Raw genomic sequence first — 20347 nt, 5'->3', positions numbered from 1 at the left:
GTCACGCTCCCGTGAAGGCTTCGCGGAACGTGTCGATGCTGACACGCAACGACAGTTGCGGTTGGTCGAGGTAGCTGACGAGCTTGCTGATGCCATGGTCGTTTTGTGCGTGTTCGTCGATCCACTCGGGATCGTCGATATCGATGTTATGCGCCGCGTACGCCTGCGGATCGACCACGCTATGCAGCGTTTTTGCCGAGGCGCCGTTAAAGCCGATGATGAGCCGCTCGCGCTCGGCAATCGTGCCGATAAAAATCGCCAGTTCGAAATCGGCCTGCGAGACGAACGGTGCGATCAGTTCGAGCCAGAATGCGGCAACGAGCGAGCGATAGAACGGATCGTTCGGCAGCGGCAGGGTCAGTCCGCGTTCCAGATGCGACGAACCGCTTTGCATCACCGGACGCAGCAGCGAACCGAGCGCCAGCATCGCGCCGCGCAGACGCACCGGATGACCGCTTGCGAGCAGCATCTGTTCGAGGCCTGAGAGGGTCTGATGCTCGACGAAGTCGTTGAAGGTGCCGTCGTGCGGATTGCCCGGGCCGCCGCCGATTTCGATCTGCACTTGTGTTTCACCGAGCGCCTGAAGCGCGCCGGCCGGCTCGCTCACACCGAGCAGCGGCTTCATCTGTGAGGCGACGCGCGACCACAGGCGCGCGAAGGCGAGCGGACTGCGCGCGAGGAACGTCAGCGGCTTTTCGACTTCCAGCGCGGTCGCGGCAAGAAATGGAAAGCGCCGCGACGACTGATCCTGACTCGCCACCATATGCCCCGCGATCGCCAGCTTGCTGCGCGAACCGAGGAACGCGAAGTGCATCGGCTGGGCGCTTTCGTAGACGATCTTCCAGCGCGGGTCGTCGGTGAGCAGTTCCATCGCCTCGGCGATCCAGCGGTCGAGCGTGGCCAGCAACTGCGGGTTATGCGGGCTTTTGACGAAGTCGCCGCGCGACGGAATCTTGCCGAAGTAGGCGATCTGCGCCTGCACGGTTTGTGTCATTGCGCACCCCCTGTGTTCGAAACCGCGGCGGCGGCCGTTGCCGGCCGTGCCGTTTGCAACGCCGGCGTGGCGGCGGGCACGGCGCCCGGTGCTCCACCCGCGGCCGTCGCATTGACTGAATTTGCCGCCGCGCTCACATCCGCCACCGAAGAAGGCAGCCGCAAGCCGCGCAGGCTCTGTTGTTGAGGCGCATCGCTGCTGGCGCTGCCCGACGCCTGCGACGTGCTGATGATGCGCATGCTGACCGCCACCGTCACGTTGCCTTGCGTCCACGACAGATCGAAGGTGCCGTCCGGACGGCGCTTGCGTTGCGCCGAGTTGATCAGCTTCTCCAGACCGTAGCGGCCCGGCTCGTTGACCAGTTGCAGCGTGCGGCCGTCGAAGGTCGTGGCATTCAGCGTCGCGCCAGGCGAGCCCGACGGGTTCGGCCACACGAAGTTGGTCCACTGCGGCGGCGTATTGCGGTAACGCATCTGCTGGCCGTCGATGGCAAGCGTGTATTCCGTGGTGCCGCTACTCGGCTGCGGCAGGATCTGGAACACGGTCTGCGGTTCGGCCGAGCTTTGACCCGACGAGGCCGCTGCGCCGCCGGCAAGCGGCGCCACCCAGCGCGCGAAACCGCTGGTGAAGTCAGGCGTCAGCGCGAGACCCATATCGCCCCAGGTACGTGAGGTCAGCGTGTCGCCGCGACGCACCGCGAGCGGCCCGAGCGTCGTGCCGACGAACTTGGCGATCGCGCCGTCCGGCCCGAACACCTGGGCGATTTCGCCGGCGCCGGCTTCGACCTTCGCGTCGCCTGCAAACGGATACTTGTTCGCGAGCGAGCTCTGGAAGGTCTGGTAGACCTGCGCATTCCACACCTTGTTGACTTCGACGCTGGCCGGCTGGATCACCACCGCATACGCGGCCATCAGCGGACGCACCAGCAGCGGACGCAGCGCCTTGCGTTGCGAATCGGTGAGGCCCGTCAGCATCTGCTCGTCGACGTACTTCAGCGAATCGGCCAACTCGGACCCGCTGCCGTCGAGCGTTTGTTGCATCAACTGACGCGCGCCCGGTCCCGGATCGCCCTGGTTCTTGATCACGTTAAAGCGGGTACGGACCTTCGAGAGCGTATCCATGTAGCCCTTCAACATCGAGCCGTTGTCGCCGGAGACGACGATGCGGCCCAACGCCGAGAACTCCTGCCCGATCGGGCCCATCGGCACTTCGGCCGGATTGCCGTTGATGTCGATATTGGCGCTCAGCTGGCCGGTCGGCGCACGCGAGAACCAGTTCTTGAACCAGCTGGTCACGCCGGTTTGCGCGCGCTTCAGGTTCGCGTTGAAGAGCGAAGGGTTGTCCCACGAGGTCTGGTCGTACGCGGTTTCGAGCACCTTGCGGATCGGCGAGTCTTGCGGATCGCCGAGACGGTTCATCGCATCCACCGCCTGGCCGAAGCTGCCGAAACTCTGCACGGCAATGCCCTGCATGAACTTCTGCCAGTGCATTGCGTACTCGGTCTTGTACATCGCCACGAGCGCTTTCTGGATCTGCTCGGGGCTGCCTTCCAGCGTCAGATCGTCGTGCGCGGAGGTGTTGAGCACCCAGTCCTTGGCCTGCAATTCCTTGGTGGCGGCGTCACGGATTGCCGGCTGCACGTACTGGAACCACGCTTCACGCGTGAAGGTGCCGGGAATCGCGTAGCTGCCGGCCACCAGCGCCGTATTGTTTTCGCCGACGATGCGCGCGATCGTCATCGGCGCGAAGCGGGTCGACGCACGCGCCTTGATTTCTTCGTAGACGCGCTGGCGGGCCGGCATGCCGCGCACCACGCGGCGCAGATTTTCACGCGTCTGGTCGACGAGGCCGAGGTTCTGGTCGATCATCGGCCAGTCGTTGTCGGACACGCGCGACAGATAGAAGGTGATCATGCGCTCGGCGCTGCGGATCATCTCGTCGCGGGGCATGTTGCCACGATTCGTTTCGAGCCAGCCGCGCCAGAAGCGGGCGACCTGATCGGTCAGGTGAGCGGTTTCCACGTGACGCTTGTCGCTGAGCATCAGGTAGGTCTTGAGCGCGTTGTAAGCATCTTCGACATTGGTCGGCGACGCGTCGCTATACAGGCCGCCCTGGCTGTTCGCCGCCATCGCCGCGTGCGCCGACACTGGAATCGCAGCGGCGTCCGGTGTGCGGTTCAGCGGCGCGAGCTGATCGGGGTGCGCGTTGACGTCTTTCAGGAACGAGGCGAGATTCTGCGAGACCGGGTCGAGCAGGATCTGGCGCACACCGTTGTAATACTCGGTGAGCAAGTGCTGCTCGAGACGGTCGCCTTGATACAGCCCGAGCGACACTGCCAGCGGCTTGTCGCGGCGGAACTGCTCGAGCTGGTCGATGCGGTCTTCCAGAATGTCCATGGCCTGCAAACGCGATTGCAGGTCGTTGCGGTTCTGCTGCAGGCGTACCACGTTGTCGAGGTCGGCCTTCACATTCTCGGCGAGCTGCTGATTGCCGATCGTCGACCACGTCCAGCCGCCGAGCGCCAACGCAAGCACCGCGACGAAGCCGAAGAACGTCGCATAACGCATGCGCGTCTTGGCGGGGCTGGCGAATTGCTTGACGGTCTGCCGGTCGGCGAAGATCACCTTGGAGAACAGATCGCGCAGGAAGAAGCCGTTCTTCGAGAACGCGCTATGCGGCTTGGGCAGGCTATCGGCGGAAAGGCCGAAACGGTTGGCGATGCGCGTAGCGGCGGCGCTGTTGGTTTCGCCTTCCTGCAATGCGCTGGTGAAGTAGAAGCCGCGGAAAATCGGTTTGTGCTGGAACGGGTTGGTTTCGAACAGCGTGGCGAGAAACGCGCGCAACGCGGGCTTGATCGTCGAGAATTCGAGCGGGAAGCTCAACTGACCCGGCGAGAGCTTGTTGCCACGGTTGATCGACATCTGCGCGACGCTGATTTCTTTCAGGCCGTCGTAGAGCTCTTCGAAGTGCTCGTCAAAGAGGCCTACCACATCGCGCTTTTCGTCCGGCTCGTAGGGCAGGGTGGCGCCCCACACGCGGTCGTATTCCTGACGATCGCTGCCGCTGAAGAATTCGGTGAAGCCCGTGATCAGGTCGGCCTTGGTGAACATCACATACACCGGCGCGAACACTTCGAGCTTCTCGGTCAGTTCCTGCACCCGTTGGCGCAGATTCTTCGCGAGATTGATCGCGAATTCGGGCTTGCTGCTGGTCAACTCGGCAATGCTTGCCGTCACGATGATGCCGTTGATCGGCGCCTTCGGCCGGAAACGCTTGAGCAGGCCGAGGAAGCCGAGCCATTCGGTGCGGTCCTCTTCGTGTACGGAATAGCGGCCGGCGGTGTCGAGCAGAATGCCTTCGGTTGTAAAGAACCAGTCGCAATTCCGCGTACCGCCGATGCCATGAATCACCGCATTGTTCTTGTCGGCGAAAGGAAACTGCAGGCCCGAATTCAGCACGGCGCTGCTCTTGCCCGCAGCGGGGTTGCCGATCACGATGTACCAGGGCAATTCATACAGTGCCGAGCCGCCGGACATCTGGCCGATCTTCGAGGTCTTGATCGTTTTCACCGCGTCGACGAGGCGCGTGCGCAGCACGTCGAGTTCGGCCTGGCGCGCGGGCGTCGGGGCGGGGCCGGTTTCGGTCTGCTTTTCGGCCTGCTGCTCGAGCATCTCGCCGAGCTTGTTGTTCGCGCGCCGCGCGCGTAACCGGCGCACCACCCAGACCAGCAGCCAGAGTGCGATCACCGCGCCGAGCACGATGGCTGGCCACATCAGGTCGATCTGCAGGGTATCGGCGCCGATGAACAAAACAGCAGCGAGCGCGAGCAAGCCGATGATCGAGAGCGTGCGTGTATGGGTCAACACGTTAAGAATGCGTCGCATAAGCCGTTCAGGTCTTGGTGATGTGTGTTGTGGCGCGTGTGTGGCAAACAGCATGACGCGAGCGCGGGCAAAGTCTGCCTATGCCGCGTTTGAAACAAAACGAAAGCATATTCAGGTAGAGGTGAATGCGGCTGGATTGTTAAATCCGCCATGAAATGGCGCGCCAATGGCGATTGGGCGAATGCCGTTATGCATATGACATTGCCGACTTTTGCCAGAAAATTTGATTGAACGCCCCATTGCAACCTCTTTATTGCCCACTTCGTCTTAATGACCACGCCCCATGACGAAGCCCGGTTTGTGATATTCAACGTGCCCGAGATCCATCATTTTCCAGCGCCCACCCCACGTCAGGCCGACCTGTTCGGCCGTCTGTCCGTATAGCTGATAACCTCGCATGGCCCAGGGATCTTTTTCTGAAATGACGAGCTTGCCGTCGCGCAAAAACGCGTTATCCGCGGCAAGACCGTATTGGTGATAGCTCTGAAACGCAGCGGCATTGGTGACGTTACCCCCCATTTGCGCAAGCCGGTTTTGCCGCTCCGGACTGCGATAACCTTCCAGCAATGCCATCTCATACCCGTATTGCTCGTGCATGATTTTGTAAACGAGCAATAAACGTGTTCTGAAATCGGCGTCGAGCAAATTCCAGTCGCGGCTCGCGTCTTTCAGCGCGGGCCGAATCTGCTCCACTTCCTGCGTTGCAAATACTTCGGGCGGCAGCGGCGGCGGGGGTACGAGCTGTTCGCCATTCAATAATGCGGCAATTTTCTCATCCGGTACCCGTGCGGTGTCATCGAATTGGAATAATTGCCGGCCGCGTAAAGCCAATGCCACCAATGGCGGCGTCGCAAGAATACCTGTGGTGGTAAAAATCAGCAAGCGCCGCTTTGCCAGTAACTTTTGCATATCGACTGCAGTCGATTGCGAAATTTTTGCCGAACGCGCTAATTGACCACGAGCGCGAGAAGCACCCTGCGATGCCCCGCGCATAACGCGGCCATGAATAGCGAGTGCGGCGCCCAATAAAGAGGCGCGTACCGCCGGCAATAGCAGCATTGCGGCGATCACAACAGCGATGGCGAAATAGGCGAGAAGTACTACGGCAATCAAAGTCGACCCCGGAAAATTGGAAACAATTGTATTTTGTAATGCTTGCTCTTAGAATCAGGCCTGCTCGGAGAGGAGCCGGAACGGTATTATCACGGCGAAATAATCCAGGATTCAATGAGACAGTGAATGAGTGCGCCGGAAAATTCGAATTCCAAAGCCCCGCCTAGCCTGTTATCCGATAAGGCTAAGGGCGCCGATGGCAATGGTTCGCGAATTCTCGCGAACCTGGAAGGCCGCGTCGAGCAGCCTGCAGATAAACCACGCCGGTCGAAGGCACCGCTTGTGCTGGTTGCGTTGTTAGTGATCGCAGCCGGCAGTTGGGGCGCGTGGCATATGCAGCAGCGTGTGAAGACAGAGGCGTTGGCGTCAACCGCGCCCGCCAGCGCGGAGAAAGTTGCCGTGCCGGCGTCCGCCGCCAGCGGTGCGCCGCAGGTCACCGCGAAAGCGGAGGCCCCGGCCGCGGCGTCGTCACAAGCGGCTACGATCGTTGCCGACGACAGCGACAGCAAGTCACCCGCGGCATCCGCGACATCCGCGACATCCGCGAGTGCGCCCGCAAGCGGTGATGACAACCGCTTGTCGCGTGCGCTCGCCGATGGCGCCGAGCCGAGCAATGCTTCGGCACCGGTTGCGTCCGCAACGGCTGCGTCGGCGGTAACGGTGCCGGCGGAAAAGCATGGCAAAAGCGCGACGGCTGTCGCCAGCAATGCGAAACGCGACACGGCGGCTCACGGCAAGAAGGAAAGCGTGGCCGCAAGCAATCGTCACGCAAGTGCACCGGCCACGGTCGCGCAAACGAAGAAATCGCGTGCGCCCGGTAATGCTTCGAAAGATGATTCGGATGCCGATCTATTGGCCGCGCTCGTGGCGCGGACCAAACCGGCCGACGCGAAAGCGGCGGACGGCAATACGGCGACCAAGGTCAGTGCATCGGCTACCCCCGGGGACGCCAAGCTGGCCGAACGCGTGAAAGAGTGCGGACAACGCGGCTTCTTCGAAGACCAGTTGTGCCGCTGGCGCGTGTGCGACGGACATTGGGGTAAAGACCCCGCCTGTCCGGGTTCGGCGCCGCAGGCACGCCAGCCGTAAGGTCAGGTAAGGCGCGGCGTGTTCGCGTCGCGTGATTCGCATCGCGATGCCGCGTGGTCCGTGGCGACTGCATCCGCAGTCGCCGTGTTCACGGATCTGCGGTTGGGTCGCTAGCCATGCGCGTCAATCGACGCGCATCCGCTCCACCAGAAAGTCGAGCAACGCGCGCACACGGGCGGGCAGGTGGCCGCCCTGGCCCAGATAGAGCGCGTTGACCGGCTCGGTCTCGCCGGAATCGAACGCGTCGAGCAGCACGATGAGGCGGCCGGCGGCCACGTCTTCACGCACCTGAAAGGCGGCGAGCCGCGCCAACCCCACGCCCGCGAGCGCGAGTTCGCGCAGCGTCTCGCCATCGCTGACTTGCGCATTACCTTCCACCGGTACCTCGATCCTGCGTTGCTCCGCGTCGAGCAACGGCCAGCCGCTCGTCGCCCTTGCAAAGCCGAATCCGAGCCGGTTGTGCGCGGCAAGATCCGCGGGCGTTTGCGGCGTACCGTTACGCGCCAGATAGGCAGGCGCGCCGACAATCATCATTTTCGCATCGCCCAGCTTGCGTGCCACCAGTTGCGAATCCTTCAGCGGGCCGCTGCGCAGGGCGATATCGGTGCGCTGCTCGAGCAGGTCGACTACCTGATCCGTCAACACGATATCGAGCGTAATGTCGGGATGGGCGGCGAGAAACTCAGGCACCAGTGGCAGCAGATAGTGCCGTCCGAGCGGCACGTTCGCATGCACGCGCAGGCGGCCGCGTGGCACCGCACCGGTGGCCGCGCCGCGTTCCGTTTCATCGAGTTCGGCGAGCACGCGTACGCCGCGCTCGTAGAACACGCAGCCTTCCGGCGTGAGTTGCAGATTGCGCGTCGAGCGGTTTACCAGCCGCGCGCCCAGCCGGGCTTCGAGACGCGCCACCAGTTTGCTGACTGCCGACGGTGTCATTCCCAGCGCGCGTGCCGCTGCCGAAAACCCGCCTAGCTCGACCGCGCGCACGAACACTTCGAGTTCACCGGAACGGTTCACATCCAGACGTGCCATCGTGAGTTCAATTCACAGGTGATATGCCATCCGGCAGTCTACCGAAAGCACTGTCGCGCCGATATCTTTCAGTTACCGAACGGCGTGGGCCGTCGCAACGAAAAGAGTGATTGGGAGCATGGCAATGGACGCAGCGAAGAAGGTGGCTTTGGTTGTGGGCGCGCAGGGCGTAATCGGCCGCAATCTGGCCGATCATCTGGCCACGCTCGACGATTGGACAGTCATCGGCCTCGCGCGCCGCGGCGGTGAAGCAAGAGGACGGGTGCAATACATCGCGGTCGATCTGCTGGATCCGGCCGACGCCCGGTCGAAACTGCGCACTCTGGATCACGTCACGCATGTGTTCTATGCCGCGTATCAGGACCGTCCGAGCTGGGCCGAACTGGTGCCGCCGAATCTGGCGATGCTGGTCAACGTGCTCGATGCCATCGAGCCGGTCGCAGCGGGCTTGCAACATGTGAGCCTGATGCAGGGCTACAAAGTGTACGGCGGTCATCTCGGCCCGTTCAAGACGCCCGCACGTGAGGACGACGCGCATTTCATGCCGCCCGAGTTCATGTTCGATCAGCAAACTTTCCTCGAGTCGCGCCAGCAGGGTAAGCCGTGGAGCTGGTCGGCGATCCGGCCTTCGGTGGTGGGCGGCTTTGCGTTGGGTAACCCGATGAATCTGGCGATGGCGATCGCCGTGTACGCATCGATGTCGAAAGAGCTCGGCTTGCCCTTGCGCTTTCCCGGCAAACCCGGTGCTTACGACAAGCTGCTGGAAATGACCGATGCCGGCTTGCTTGCGCGCGCAACCATCTGGGCCGCGACGGAGCCGCGCGCCGCGAATCAGGCGTTCAACATCAACAATGGCGACCTGTTCCGCTGGAACGACATGTGGCCGAAAATTGCCCGCTATTTCGCACTCGACGTGGCGCCGCCGCTGCCCATGTCGCTCGATACGATCATGGCTGACAAGGCGTTGTTGTGGAAGGCGATGGCAGCCAGGCACGGCCTGCAGCCCGTTCCCTATCAGGACGTTTCTTCATGGCGGTTTGCGGATTTCGTGTTCTCGTGGGATTACGATATGTTTGGCGACGGCTCGAAGGCGCGGCGCTTCGGCTTTCATGAATTTACCGATACGGAGACGATGTTTATCGGCATTTTCGACGATCTACGGCGCAGAAGGATAATTCCATGAATTACGCATTAAATCTGACAATTTTATTTCGTTAGGTTTACGTCTATGATGAGCCTCCTTATTCGAGCAATACGATTGCACATAACGGGAGATATCGGTGAAGAGGCTCTTCGTGGCATTGACATATGCAGCAGGCGTGGTGGCCGTCTCGGCCTTGTCGGCGTGCGGCGGCAACGATCTCAATGCGCAGACCGATCCGCCCAAAGTGATTATCGACAGCGACTACAACACGCTGAGCGACGACGGCCAGCTCGGCGTAATGGCCGCGCAATTGCAGGCGCAAGGTTCGCTGAAAGTATTGGGTATTACGGTGGTCTCCGGGAATCAATGGTTGAAGCAGGGCGTATCGGACGCATTGAAATCGGTTGAGCGCCTTGGCGTTGAAAAGCAGATTGGTGTATATGCGGGCGCCAATTATGCGCTGTCGCACGATTTCGCCACTATCCAGGCCGAGCAGAAGCAATTCCCCGGTGGCGACGGTTATCTCGGCGCATGGGGTACGCCTGAGCCGAAATCGGACAGCGACCTCGTTGCACCGCCGGACGGCTTTGCCACGCACACCAAAGTGCAGAGCAAAAGTGCGGTGGACTTCATCGTCGATTCGGTGAAGCAATATCCCGGGGAGGTGACGATTCTCGCGATCGGCCCGCTGACCAACATCGCGCTCGCCACGCGCCAGCATCCCGAGATCGTGCCGCTGATCAAGCAGATCATCTACATGGGCGGTGCGATCGATGTGCCTGGCAACACTACGCCGACAGCCGAATTCAACTGGTGGTTCGATCCGGAAGCGGCGAAAACCGTGTTGCGTCTGCCGATCAAACAGGTGGTGATCCCACTCGACGTGACCGACACCGTGAAGATGGACAAAGCGCTATACGACCGCGTCGCGCATGATCCGGCGAAGCAGACCATCATCACGCAACTGTTCAAGACGCTGAACGGCTATGGTTTCGACGGCAAGAACGGTTTCGAAACGAATCCGAACTACACCACGAACATCTGGGACACGTTGACGCTGGCCTATCTGATGCGTCCGTCGTTTGCCACGCAGACGGTGGATGAGTGGGTGGATGTGGATACGAGCTTCGGCGCCAATGACGGCAAGTCGACGGGTTACACCAGTTCACCGCCGGCGGGTTTGCAGAAGATGACGATCGTCAAACGCTTCGACAACCCGAGTTTCTTTAATTTTTACGTTGACCTGCTGACGCGTCCGGTGCCGGTGACGCTACCGAACTAACGCGCCCTTTGCGTTGCGCGACTGCACGAAACCCGCCTCAGGCGGGATGCAGGCCGCGCAACAGTTGACGGACTCGCGACAGGTCCTGATCGACGTGTTCGGTCTGCTCGAACAACTCCGCGAGCCAGTCGACGAAGGCTCGCACGCGGGGCGACACCCGGCGGTTCTTCACGTACGCGACCGAGACCGGCATCGGCACGGGTTTCCATTGCGGCAGCACTTCGCGCAGCAGTCCTGAATCGAGGTAGGGTTGCGCGGCGATCCGCGCCGGTTGAATCAGCCCGAGGCCTTGCAATCCGCAGGTGAGATAAGCCTGCTCGTCGCTGACTTTGACGAAGCCTCTGACCTTGACGTTCTGCGCTTCGCCGTCCACTTCAAAATCGAAATCGACTTCGCGGCCGTTATGCGGCGACATGCAATTGACGGCTGCGTGTCCGCGCAGGTCGTCGAGGTCGAAGGGTGTGCCGTGGCGGGCCAGGTAGGCCGGGCTTGCGCATGTCACGTGCTCGAGCGTGCCTAATTGCCGCGCGACCAGATTTGAATCCGGCAATTCGCCTAGCTGGATACTGCAGTCGATGGCATCCGAGACCAGGTCGACTGCCCGGTTGCTGATGCCGATCGCCAGGTCGAGATTCGGATAGCGGGTGTGGAAATCGTCCAGTGCCGGCAGCACGATGGCGCTCGCTACCGCGCCGGGCATTTCAATGCGAAGGCGGCCGGTCAGGTTATCCGTCGAGTGACGGAGGCTGGCTTCCATCTCGTCGATGTCGGCGAGGATTTGCGCGCAGCGCTCGTAATAGGCTGCGCCTTCTGGCGTGATGCTCAGGCGCCGCGTTGTGCGGGTCAGGAGGGCGGTGCCTAGCAGGGCTTCCAGGTTCTGGACGATCGTTGTCGCTGTCGCGCGAGGGATGTCGAGGGATTCCGCTGCACGGGTGAAGCTGTTTGTGTCCACGATTCGGATGAATGTCCGCATTGCCGTTATTCTGTCAATCACGATTCAAACTCCAGTTGGGGTTGGGGGCTGCTTTTTTTTTGCCTACGGCGTTGGTGGTTTTTTTGGGGCTTGTTTGTCTTTGTGGTGCTCGTTTGTTTGTGTGCTTAGGGTGTTGGGCTTTCCTTGATCTGGGTTCTTTGGTCTTTGGCCTTTCCTTGAATTCTTATTGGTTTATTAGCGTCGCCCCTGTGCGGGGCGGGCACCTACTTTTCTTTGCATGCCGCAAAGAAAAGTAGGCAAAAGAAAGCGGCTCACACCGCTAACTCTTAAGCGGGTCCCTCGCGCAGCCACGGTAGTGGTGCATCTGGAATCTGTGTTTTCGCAGACTCGACGCTAGTGACAAGGGCGTCATACTTCCGGCGGCGCTGCGCGCGCCGAAGAGTGATTCATAAAACCGTGTGATGGCACGACCCGCCAGCAGTTTCAGAGTCAATGCAGCATCCTGGACGCAGGGCACATTTCGACATTCCGCCGGGCGAAGCCGAGGGTTCCCACTGTGTCCACACGAAGCCGTTGGTTTTTCATGCAACTCCGTCATCGCCGAGGCGAAGCCGATGGCCCCCACCGCGCTCAAACGAAGCCTCCAGGTTTCCTTGGCGGACCCGTCCGCGACGCACGTAGTGCGGAGTGGGGGCTGATGAGTGCGTTGTCACTTACGCGAAGTGTGCGGGGGCACGGATTCCAGATGCACCACTACCGTGGCTGCGCGAGGGACCCGCTTAAGAGTTAGCGGTGTGAGCCGCTTTCTTTTGCCTACTTTTCTTTGCGGCAGGCAAAGAAAAGTAGGTGCCCGCCCTGCACAGGGGCGACGCTAATAAACCAATAACAAAACAAGGAAAGGCCAAAAACAAAAGACCAATGACCGAAAAATCCAGATCAAGGAAAAACACCAAACCCCAATCGGACAGAACAAAAAAACACCATAGCTGCAACCAGCAAAACCAAAAAAACAGCCGCCTGCAAGGCACCCAAAACCCTCAGCGCCTCACAGGCAAAAAAACCAAAATCACTTCCGCATGGAATCCAGATCAACCACAAACCGATACTTAACATCACTCTTAAGCATCCGTTCATAAGCCTCATTAATCCCCTGCATGGGAATCACTTCAATATCCGAAGTAATCCCGTGCTCGCCGCAGAAATCGAGCATCTCCTGCGTCTCGGCGATTCCGCCGATCAACGACCCAGCCAGACGGCGACGTTTGAAGATCAGATTGAACACCTGTGGCGACGGATGATCATGCTCCGGAGCACCGACCAGCGTCATCGTCCCATCACGCTTCAGCAGATTCAGAAACGGATTCAAATCATGCTGTGCAGCCACGGTATTCAGAATGAAATCGAAGCTATTGGCATGCGCGCCCATCTCGTCAGCATTCTTCGAGATGACAACTTCATGCGCACCCAGCCGCTTCGCATCTTCAATCTTCGACGGCGAAGTCGTAAACAACACCACATGCGCGCCCATCGCACGGGCCAACTTCACACCCATGTGACCCAGGCCGCCAAGACCGACAATCCCGACCTTCTTGCCAGGACCGGCACCCCACGTGCGCAGCGGCGAATACGTCGTGATACCCGCGCACAGCAACGGCGCCACACCCGCCGGGTCCAGATTCTCCGGTACCCGCAGCGTGAATTCCTCATCCACGACCAGTTGCGTCGAATAACCGCCGTAAGTGATCTGACCGTCAACCCGGTCCACACCGTTGTACGTGCCGACAAAACCGTTTTCGCAATACTGCTCGAGACCTTCCTCGCAACTCGCACACGTACGGCACGAATCGACCAGACATCCCACGCCTACCAGGTCGCCTGTCTTGTACTTCGTCACGTTCGGGCCGACTGCAGTCACACGGCCGACAATCTCATGGCCCGGCACAACCGGAAAAACCGTGTTCTTCCATTCGTTGCGCGCCTGATGCAAATCGGAATGGCACACGCCGCAAAACAGGACTTCCATCTGCACGTCATGGGCGCGCAGTTCGCGGCGCTGGATTTCGAACGGGGCGAGCGGCGTGGTAGCGTCGGTCGCTGCATAGGCATAAGTCGTGCTCATGGGTAGCTCCAGCAAAGAGGGTGATGTCGCAAGGCGCCGACGATGGGCAACGCGCGTTACCGATGCAGGCAAACCTCGTTGTGAACCGGGATCTCGGCGCAGGCGGTGGTCGACGTTTTCACCGACATGGTGAACAGGCAACCGAGCCCGGCGCAGCGCGGAAAAAGATGATCCGGAAGGGTTCCCATAGTAGGAGCCGGGAGCGAATGGGGGAATACCTGAATATCTTGAAGGTTTGCCTAAAACTCCTGGCGATGAGCGCAGTAGTTCGTTTGATGCTAAATTTCAAGCATTATTCTCTTGTGCGTCACTATACCGTCATGTCAACCCGTTCTATCGAACCCGTGTCTGTCGAACGCGACCCGGTCGAACGCGACCCGGTCGAGCGCGCCCCGGTCGAGCTTGCCCCGGCCGATGCGGCCCAGCAACGCCTGATCGAATTGTTCGACGCGCTCGCGCCCAATCCCGGTTTCACGCACTCGAGTCTGGAAGGTGTCAGCCTGATGCGGGCCAACCAGCCAATGCCACGTATGCCCGTGATGTACGAGCCGAGCATCGTGATCGTGTGCCAGGGCCGCAAGCGCGGGTTTCTCGGCGGTCAGGTGTTCCAGTACGACGCGCAGCAATACCTGGTGCTATCGGTGCCGCTGCCGTTCGAATGTGAAACGGAGGCGAGCCCGGAAGAGCCGTTCCTCGGCATCTCGGTGCGTGTCGATTTGAGCATGGTGGCCGAGTTGCTGATGGCGTTGAATGAAACGCAGGGCACCACGCACGACGAACCGCTAGGCATCTATTCGACGCCGCTCGATCCCGCCTTGAGCAATGCCGTGCAGCGTTTGATGGAAGCGTTGGCCTCGCCGCTCGACGCACGCATTCTCGCGCCGAGCGTGGTACGGGAAATCTGCTATCGCGTATTGACGGGCGAGCAGGGCGATGCGATTCGCGCGGCGCTCACGCATCAGAATCATTTTGGCCGCATCGCCAAGGCGCTACGGCGTATCCATGCCGACTATCACGGGCAACTCGACGTCGATACGCTCGCCTCCGAAGCGGGCATGAGTCTCGCCGTTTTTCATGCGCAATTCAAGGCGGTGACGGCGACCTCGCCGATGCAATACGTGAAGACCACGCGTTTGCATCACGCGCGTTTGCTGATGGTGCAGGACGGTTTGAGTGCAGGCGCGGCCGCGGCCCGCGTCGGTTACGAAAGCGCGTCGCAATTCAGCCGCGAGTTCAAGCGTCTGTTCGGTCTGAGCCCGGTCGATGAAGTCAAGCGCATGCGCGCCATATACGATGCGCCGCCGCCGCGCGTGGTGAAGCCGGTCGCGCGTTACGTGACCGCGGTATGAGCGCGCGTGCCGCAAGCTCGCGGCAGCTTATAGACCGCTAAACCAGTTGTATCCCTGGTCTTCCCAATAGCCTCCGGGGTTCGTGTTGGTCACGAAGATCGCCGCGATGTGCTTCGGATTCTTGAAGCCGAGTTTGGTCGGTACCCGCAGTTTCAGCGGGTAGCCGTATTTGGCCGGCAGCGGCGCGTCGCGGAAGTCGAGCGTCAATTGGGTCTGCGGATGCAAGGCTGTCGCCATGTCGAGGCTCGAGTAATAACGGTCCGCGCATTTGAAGCCCACGTAGCGTGCGCTCAGATCTGCGCCGATGCGCTCGAGAAACGTGCGAAACGGCACACCGCGCCATTGCCCGATCGCGCTCCATCCTTCAATGCAGATGTGCCGCGTAATCTGTGAAGCCTGCGGTAAGGCGCGCAGTTGATCGAGATTCCATGTGCGCTTGTCCGACACCAGGCCCGATACTTCCAGTTGATACGTCGAACCGTCGATATCCGGCGCGTCGAACTCCGGATAGAACGCGTTGAATGGGAACGGGTCGGTGATCTCGCTCGCCGCGTAGGTCGGCGCGAGTTTGTTTCGATCGAATAGCCATCCCTGCACGCGATCGTTCCAGCGCGACATGGCCCACAGCACCTTGTCGACCGAATCGCCGTCCTGCATGTTGCAACCCGAGAGCATCGCCAGCGCGCCGATCGAAAGCGACGAACGCAGGAACAGCCGACGCTGCAGGCGTTCGATCTGCGGTTTATGGTCGGCGAGGACAATACGGGGGCCGCGCGAGTCCTTGCGTTTTGATTCGCTCATGCCTCGCTCCTTTCGTGCGTGACATGCCGGGCGCGGCCGGTCAACATGGGCAGCAGCGTGCGCGGCACCAGCAGCACCAGGGCCAGATGCACGGCGACAAACCCCACCACGCCGGCCATGGCGGCAAAATGCACGCGGCGCGCGAAATCGAAGCCGCCGAATAGCGCGGTAAGCCACGAAAATTGCACCGGCTTCCAGATCGACAGCCCTGACGCGACCAGCAGCACGCCGAGGAACAAGACGAAGAGATAGAGCGCGCGCTGCACCGCGTTGTATTTGCCGGTATCGTGCGGCAGCCTGAACTGCATGGCTAATCTGGCATCGTGTACGACATCGCGTGGAGAGACAGGCAATAGCTTGCGACGAAAATGCCCACGCCCGATGCCATACGCCAGATACAGCAGGCCGTTCGCGCACAGCAGCCACATCGCCGCGAAATGCCATGCAATGGAACCGCCCAGCCAGCCGCCGACAGTCGCCCACACAGGAAATCTGAATGGAAAGAAGGGCGACGCGTTATAGATCGCCCAGCCGCTCATTACCATACAGACCATCGCAAACGCGTTGATCCAGTGCGTGATGCGGACGACGAGTGGGTGAACGATGAAACGTGCTTGCGGTTCGGGCATGGTGAGCGGAGTCGAATCGAGGAACAACAATCGGAAAGCCGCGTCATTGAGGCACGCGGCTGTTCGAACGGCTGAAAAAATGCCGTATTACATTGGCGGCGTTACGCCATGCTCGCCTGCCGAGATGAAGTTCGCCGCCATCGAGCCGTCGGTGTCCTTGTGGGCGAACAGCACGACCTTCGCGCCCGGCACCAGCAGCGAACGGTCACCCGATTCGAGGGCGACGATAGGCACGTCTTGCGGAATCACGATCTTCTTCTCGCCGTCCTTGTACTTGACGGTAATCGTGCGGCCGTTGCTGACCACGAGCGAGCCGACCGTGCCGTTGGTCATCGTGCTGTTCGAGCCCAGATCCCACGGGCGGTGGCCTTCGCCCGAGCCGCGCATGCTGGCGGGGAATACGTGCACTTCGAGCGCTTTCAGCGTGCCGTCGGCCTGCGGGATCGCGGCGGTGCCGACATAGCTGTCCGGCTTGATGTCGTTGACATTGGCGATTGTGACGCCGCGAATCGGCGTGTCCTTGCTGAGCTTCACATCGACATCTTTGCCGTCGCGCGTGTGGACCTTGAGCAGATCGCCCGAGAACGAGGTCACGGTGCCGCGCACGCCGGTGGGCATGGCGGTTTGGGCCTGTACGGCGGATCCTGCGGCAAACAATGTTGCGGCGACGAGCGCGGGGGTGACGAAGGTGCGTATCGCTTTAGCTGAAACAATCTTCATGAGTTTGCTCTGGGTGGGTGAAGGATAGGGGCAGATTAGGCGCGTGAACGGCTCCGGCGGGTGACAGACGGATGACAAAAACGTCATGAACGGCGCGGCGCGGCCACGTAGAATGACCGCCATATCCACGTCCCCATCCATGACCCACGCCCGCGACGGCGCGCGGGATTGGAGCACCAGGCACCATGAGCATCCTCGTCATCGAAGACGACCCGAAAACCGGCGACTACCTGAAGAAGGGGTTGCGCGAGAGCGGCTATGCAGTCGACCTCGCGCGTACCGGCACGGATGGCCTGCATATGGCGCTCGAACACGCGTACGACCTCGTGGTGCTGGACGTGATGCTGCCGGGCATCGACGGTTGGGAAATCATGCGTGCGCTGCGCGCGCGGCGCGATCTGCCAGTGATTTTTCTGACCGCGCGCGATCACGTCAGCGATCGCATCCGCGGCCTCGAGCTCGGCGCCGACGATTACCTGGTCAAGCCGTTTTCCTTCACCGAGCTGGTGCTGCGCATCCGCACGCTGCTGCGTCGTGGCGTGATCCGCGAGAGCGATGTGTTCGAGATCGCCGACCTCAAGCTCGACGTCCTGCGTCGCAAGGTCACGCGCGAAGGTGTTGAGATTCCACTGACCAATAAGGAATTCATGCTGTTGCACTTGCTGGTGCGCCGGCAGGGCGAAGCGCTGTCGCGCACGCAGATCGCCTCGGAAGTGTGGGACATGAACTTCGACAGCGACACGAATGTGGTCGACGTGGCCGTCAAGCGGCTGCGCGCCAAGGTCGATCATCCGTTCGAGAAGAAGCTGATTCATACGGTGCGCAGCATCGGTTATACCTTCGGTGACGGCTCATGAAGCTGTGGACCGAACGTTCGTTGACGGCTCGCACCACGGTGCTGTTCGCTTCGATTGCGTGCCTGGTGATCGGCACGCTGGGCGCGTATTTCTATCATTCCGCCGAGTTGTCGCTGCAGCGCCGCGCGGACGTGGTGCTCACCGGCCGTGTCGAGCATTTCAGCCGCATCGTGCGCGATCTTTATTCGGTTAGCGAGTTGAAGAACCGGCCTTTGCTGTTCGAAAGCATGCTCGGCGCGGAGGAAGACGTGCTGCTGTTTCGCCGTCCGGGCGAAGCGCCGTTCATCGACGTGAATCCCGGCAACGTGGCGGTGCCTGCTGTGGAGGCCGGCACGGAGGACCGCTTGCCGACGCTCCAGGACATCCGCCAGACCATGTTGCCGGACGGTGTGCCGGTTCACTGGGCGATCGCCACAGTCAAGGCGCGCGAGGACGGCAGCGAGGTCGAAGTGATCGCCGCCCATCCGATGACTCAGGAAATGCAAATGCTGGCCGCGTACCGCAATCGCATCCTGCTGGCCACGCTGACCTGCATGCTTGCGGCCACGTTGCTCGCCTACTGCGTGCTGCGCCGCGCGTTCCGGCCGGTGCGCGAGATCGCCACGCGGGCGGCGCAGATCAGTCCGGCGAGTCTGTCGGTACGGCTCGACAGCGGGGCGGCGCCGGTCGAACTGCGCCAGCTTACGGACGCGTTCAACGCGATGCTCGACCGTCTTGCCGAAGGGTATCAGCGTCTCTCACAGTTTTCCGCCGATCTGGCGCACGAAATTCGCACGCCGGTGGGCGCCCTGATCGGCCAGACCCAGGTGGCGCTCACCAAACCGCGCGACGCCGATGAATATCAGCAACTGCTCGAATCGAATCTCGAAGAGCTGAACCGTTTGAGCCACATCGCGGAAAACATCCTGTTTCTCGCGCATGCGGATCATGCGGCGCTGTCCATCGACCGTGAGCCGGTCGATCTGCACGGCGAACTCGTCAGGATCGCAGACTATTTCGAAGGTCCCGCCGACGAACGCGGCATGCGTTTTGCCGTTGAGGCGCATGGCGTGGCGTCGGTCAATCCGATGCTGTGCCGGCGGGCGATCAACAATCTCGTCGTCAATGCCGTGCGATACGGTGCGGGAGATACGCTGGTGCGTTTGAGCGGCACGCAGGACGCAGAGGGCGCGACGGTGGTGGTGGAAAACGACGGCCCGCCGATTCCCGGCGAGCAACTGGACCGCCTGTTCGATCGCTTCTACCGTGGCGATGCGGCACGCAGCGAATTCACCGAATCAAGCGGGCTGGGGCTCGCGATTGTGAAAGCGATCATGCATCTGCACGGCGGCACGGCGCGCGTGGTGTGTCCGGTGCCGGGCGTGGTGCGCTTCGAATTGCGTTTTCCGGGCACCTAGCGGATTGCCTGCGTGATTACTGCCGCGTCGGGCTCGTGGCAACACACGCAGAGCTTGTTGCCGTCGGGGTCGCGAAAATACGCACCGTAATAGTCGGCGTGATAGTGCGGGCGCAAACCGGGCGGCCCTTCACAGGCGCCGCCGTGAGCGAGCGCCGCAGCGTGTGCACGATCGACGGTCAGACGGTTCGGGGCGAGCAGGGCCAACATCTGACCGTTGCCGACGGTGGCGGGTCCACCGTCGTAGGGCTTGCTGATCACGAACAGCGGCCGCGGTGCATCGGCCGCCATCCAGCCGGCCCAGCACGCATCGCCGTCGCGGAACTTGAGCCGCAACCCTAATGTGTCCATCAGCGCGCTATAAAAGTTGAACGCGCGCTCGAAATCCGAAATGCCGACGAATACATGGGAAAGCATTCGTTTCGCTCCTCGTCTGAAGAGGGTTTAACGCAAACCGGTAATAGCGATACCGGGATGATTGCGTAACTGGTTGCGGCGGTGCTTCGTCGATACGATGAAAACACCTCGTTCCAACTGTCAGGACAATCGCCATGAAACGCTTCCATATCGCCTTGGCTGTCGCCAGCCTCGATGCCTCGATCGAAGATTACACCCGCCGTCTCGATCAACCGCCCACTGCGGTGGTACCCGGCCGTTACGCAATGTGGCGCACCGATCTGCTCAATTTCTCGATCAACGAAATGCCGGATAAAGCCGGACAATTGCGGCACGTCGGTTTCGAAGATGACGAGGTGGACGGCTACTCGAGCAGCAAGGACGTCAACGGGCTCGAATGGGAGCTGTTTTCGGTGGAGGAGCAGGATCGGCGGATCGTCAGCACGTACGGCGAGGCGGTGAGGACCGACAAGGGCTGAGGCTTCTGTTTACTTCCGACTACCGCCAACACGTGGCAAGAGTGCTTGCGCCTGCCTTTATCTCGCGTGGCACGGTGTTTTCAACAATCGAAAATTCAACAATCGAACAACACCGCGCCGATATACGAC

General features: G+C 61.0%; 17 protein-coding genes. 7 read left to right on the top strand and 10 right to left on the bottom strand.

The features are described 5' to 3' along the window. Position 1: 1 nt before the first annotated feature. From tagF to ACOSV0_RS31270, 3 genes are all read right to left on the bottom strand, one after another. Entirely contained in the window at positions 2–994 is a 993-nt protein-coding gene (gene tagF, locus ACOSV0_RS31280; protein WP_434111207.1) for a type VI secretion system-associated protein TagF, read from the bottom strand. Beyond that, complete coding sequence (gene tssM, locus ACOSV0_RS31275) at positions 991–4878, bottom strand: type VI secretion system membrane subunit TssM (protein WP_434111206.1); 3888 nt, start codon at positions 4876–4878, stop codon at positions 991–993. Before tssM ends, tagF begins: the two co-directional genes overlap by 4 nt. Before the next feature lie 267 nt (positions 4879–5145). Continuing rightward, positions 5146–5991, bottom strand: a complete 846-nt coding sequence (locus ACOSV0_RS31270; protein WP_434111203.1) for a M15 family metallopeptidase — start codon at positions 5989–5991, stop codon at positions 5146–5148. Between the two features lie 126 nt (positions 5992–6117). Between ACOSV0_RS31270 and ACOSV0_RS31265 the strand changes: the two genes are divergently transcribed. After that, positions 6118–7080: a hypothetical protein gene (locus tag ACOSV0_RS31265; RefSeq protein ID WP_434111202.1), complete on the top strand. Its 963-nt coding sequence runs from the start codon at positions 6118–6120 to the stop codon at positions 7078–7080. Between the two features lie 123 nt (positions 7081–7203). On the opposite strand, the gene ACOSV0_RS31260 is transcribed toward ACOSV0_RS31265, so the two are convergent. Further along, positions 7204–8112, bottom strand: coding sequence for a LysR family transcriptional regulator (locus ACOSV0_RS31260; RefSeq protein WP_434111200.1), 909 nt, complete (start codon positions 8110–8112; stop codon positions 7204–7206). Positions 8113–8236: 124 nt separating this feature from the next. Here ACOSV0_RS31260 and ACOSV0_RS31255 point away from each other — a divergent pair, with 124 nt between their 5' ends. After that, positions 8237–9295: an SDR family oxidoreductase gene (locus ACOSV0_RS31255; protein ID WP_434111199.1), complete on the top strand. Its 1059-nt coding sequence runs from the start codon at positions 8237–8239 to the stop codon at positions 9293–9295. A gap of 97 nt (positions 9296–9392) precedes the next feature. Next, positions 9393–10538: a nucleoside hydrolase gene (locus ACOSV0_RS31250; RefSeq protein ID WP_434111197.1), complete on the top strand. Its 1146-nt coding sequence runs from the start codon at positions 9393–9395 to the stop codon at positions 10536–10538. Positions 10539–10575: 37 nt separating this feature from the next. On the opposite strand, the gene ACOSV0_RS31245 is transcribed toward ACOSV0_RS31250, so the two are convergent. Continuing rightward, the gene (locus ACOSV0_RS31245; RefSeq protein ID WP_434111196.1) at positions 10576–11532 is read right to left on the bottom strand and encodes a LysR family transcriptional regulator; all 957 of its coding nucleotides are present in this window, start codon (positions 11530–11532) and stop codon (positions 10576–10578) included. 1006 nt (positions 11533–12538) lie between these two features. Further along, a complete protein-coding gene (locus tag ACOSV0_RS31240; RefSeq protein WP_434111194.1) occupies positions 12539–13591 on the bottom strand; it encodes an NAD(P)-dependent alcohol dehydrogenase in 1053 nt (350 codons plus the stop codon). Between the two features lie 320 nt (positions 13592–13911). Here ACOSV0_RS31240 and ACOSV0_RS31235 point away from each other — a divergent pair, with 320 nt between their 5' ends. Continuing rightward, positions 13912–14940: an AraC family transcriptional regulator gene (locus ACOSV0_RS31235; protein WP_434111192.1), complete on the top strand. Its 1029-nt coding sequence runs from the start codon at positions 13912–13914 to the stop codon at positions 14938–14940. Positions 14941–14967: 27 nt separating this feature from the next. Here the strand turns inward: ACOSV0_RS31235 and ACOSV0_RS31230 are convergent, their stop codons facing one another. The 3 genes from ACOSV0_RS31230 to ACOSV0_RS31220 all read right to left on the bottom strand — a co-directional run bounded on the left by ACOSV0_RS31230 (position 14968) and on the right by ACOSV0_RS31220 (position 17090). Beyond that, complete coding sequence (locus ACOSV0_RS31230) at positions 14968–15741, bottom strand: molybdopterin-dependent oxidoreductase (RefSeq protein WP_434111190.1); 774 nt, start codon at positions 15739–15741, stop codon at positions 14968–14970. Then, the gene (locus tag ACOSV0_RS31225) at positions 15738–16370 is read right to left on the bottom strand and encodes a cytochrome b/b6 domain-containing protein (RefSeq protein WP_434111189.1); all 633 of its coding nucleotides are present in this window, start codon (positions 16368–16370) and stop codon (positions 15738–15740) included. Before ACOSV0_RS31225 ends, ACOSV0_RS31230 begins: the two co-directional genes overlap by 4 nt. 87 nt (positions 16371–16457) lie before the next feature. Next, positions 16458–17090, bottom strand: coding sequence for a hypothetical protein (locus ACOSV0_RS31220; protein ID WP_434111188.1), 633 nt, complete (start codon positions 17088–17090; stop codon positions 16458–16460). A gap of 185 nt (positions 17091–17275) precedes the next feature. Between ACOSV0_RS31220 and ACOSV0_RS31215 the strand changes: the two genes are divergently transcribed. Further along, positions 17276–17947, top strand: coding sequence for a heavy metal response regulator transcription factor (locus ACOSV0_RS31215; RefSeq protein ID WP_408236167.1), 672 nt, complete (start codon positions 17276–17278; stop codon positions 17945–17947). Next, positions 17944–19344, top strand: coding sequence for a heavy metal sensor histidine kinase (locus ACOSV0_RS31210; protein WP_434111184.1), 1401 nt, complete (start codon positions 17944–17946; stop codon positions 19342–19344). The genes ACOSV0_RS31215 and ACOSV0_RS31210 overlap by 4 nt, the downstream gene beginning before the upstream one ends. On the opposite strand, the gene ACOSV0_RS31205 is transcribed toward ACOSV0_RS31210, so the two are convergent. Next, entirely contained in the window at positions 19341–19760 is a 420-nt protein-coding gene (locus ACOSV0_RS31205; RefSeq protein WP_434111182.1) for a VOC family protein, read from the bottom strand. The two genes, ACOSV0_RS31210 and ACOSV0_RS31205, sit on opposite strands and share 4 nt — an antisense overlap. A 134-nt stretch (positions 19761–19894) precedes the next feature. On the opposite strand from ACOSV0_RS31205, the gene ACOSV0_RS31200 reads away from it, so the two are divergent. After that, positions 19895–20218: a hypothetical protein gene (locus ACOSV0_RS31200; protein WP_434111181.1), complete on the top strand. Its 324-nt coding sequence runs from the start codon at positions 19895–19897 to the stop codon at positions 20216–20218. The last annotated feature ends 129 nt before the right edge of the window (positions 20219–20347 follow it).

Source organism: Paraburkholderia caffeinilytica (assembly GCF_051027425.1).
Taxonomy (GTDB): Bacteria; Pseudomonadota; Gammaproteobacteria; order Burkholderiales; family Burkholderiaceae; genus Paraburkholderia; species Paraburkholderia caffeinilytica_A.
This window is presented reverse-complemented; position numbering and strand designations above follow the sequence as displayed.

What these genes read in the sequence shown, in the direction of transcription:
- tagF (WP_434111207.1), bottom strand. Translation starts at nt 994, where the DNA reads ATGACACAAACCGTGCAGGCGCAGATCGCCTACTTCGGCAAGATTCCG.
- tssM (WP_434111206.1), bottom strand. Translation starts at nt 4,878, where the DNA reads ATGCGACGCATTCTTAACGTGTTGACCCATACACGCACGCTCTCGATC.
- ACOSV0_RS31265 (WP_434111202.1), top strand. Translation starts at nt 6,118, where the DNA reads ATGAGTGCGCCGGAAAATTCGAATTCCAAAGCCCCGCCTAGCCTGTTA.
- ACOSV0_RS31260 (WP_434111200.1), bottom strand. Translation starts at nt 8,112, where the DNA reads ATGGCACGTCTGGATGTGAACCGTTCCGGTGAACTCGAAGTGTTCGTG.
- ACOSV0_RS31255 (WP_434111199.1), top strand. Translation starts at nt 8,237, where the DNA reads ATGGACGCAGCGAAGAAGGTGGCTTTGGTTGTGGGCGCGCAGGGCGTA.
- ACOSV0_RS31240 (WP_434111194.1), bottom strand. Translation starts at nt 13,591, where the DNA reads ATGAGCACGACTTATGCCTATGCAGCGACCGACGCTACCACGCCGCTC.
- ACOSV0_RS31235 (WP_434111192.1), top strand. Translation starts at nt 13,912, where the DNA reads ATGTCAACCCGTTCTATCGAACCCGTGTCTGTCGAACGCGACCCGGTC.
- ACOSV0_RS31230 (WP_434111190.1), bottom strand. Translation starts at nt 15,741, where the DNA reads ATGAGCGAATCAAAACGCAAGGACTCGCGCGGCCCCCGTATTGTCCTC.
- ACOSV0_RS31225 (WP_434111189.1), bottom strand. Translation starts at nt 16,370, where the DNA reads ATGCCCGAACCGCAAGCACGTTTCATCGTTCACCCACTCGTCGTCCGC.
- ACOSV0_RS31220 (WP_434111188.1), bottom strand. Translation starts at nt 17,090, where the DNA reads ATGAAGATTGTTTCAGCTAAAGCGATACGCACCTTCGTCACCCCCGCG.
- ACOSV0_RS31215 (WP_408236167.1), top strand. Translation starts at nt 17,276, where the DNA reads ATGAGCATCCTCGTCATCGAAGACGACCCGAAAACCGGCGACTACCTG.
- ACOSV0_RS31210 (WP_434111184.1), top strand. Translation starts at nt 17,944, where the DNA reads ATGAAGCTGTGGACCGAACGTTCGTTGACGGCTCGCACCACGGTGCTG.
- ACOSV0_RS31205 (WP_434111182.1), bottom strand. Translation starts at nt 19,760, where the DNA reads ATGCTTTCCCATGTATTCGTCGGCATTTCGGATTTCGAGCGCGCGTTC.
- ACOSV0_RS31200 (WP_434111181.1), top strand. Translation starts at nt 19,895, where the DNA reads ATGAAACGCTTCCATATCGCCTTGGCTGTCGCCAGCCTCGATGCCTCG.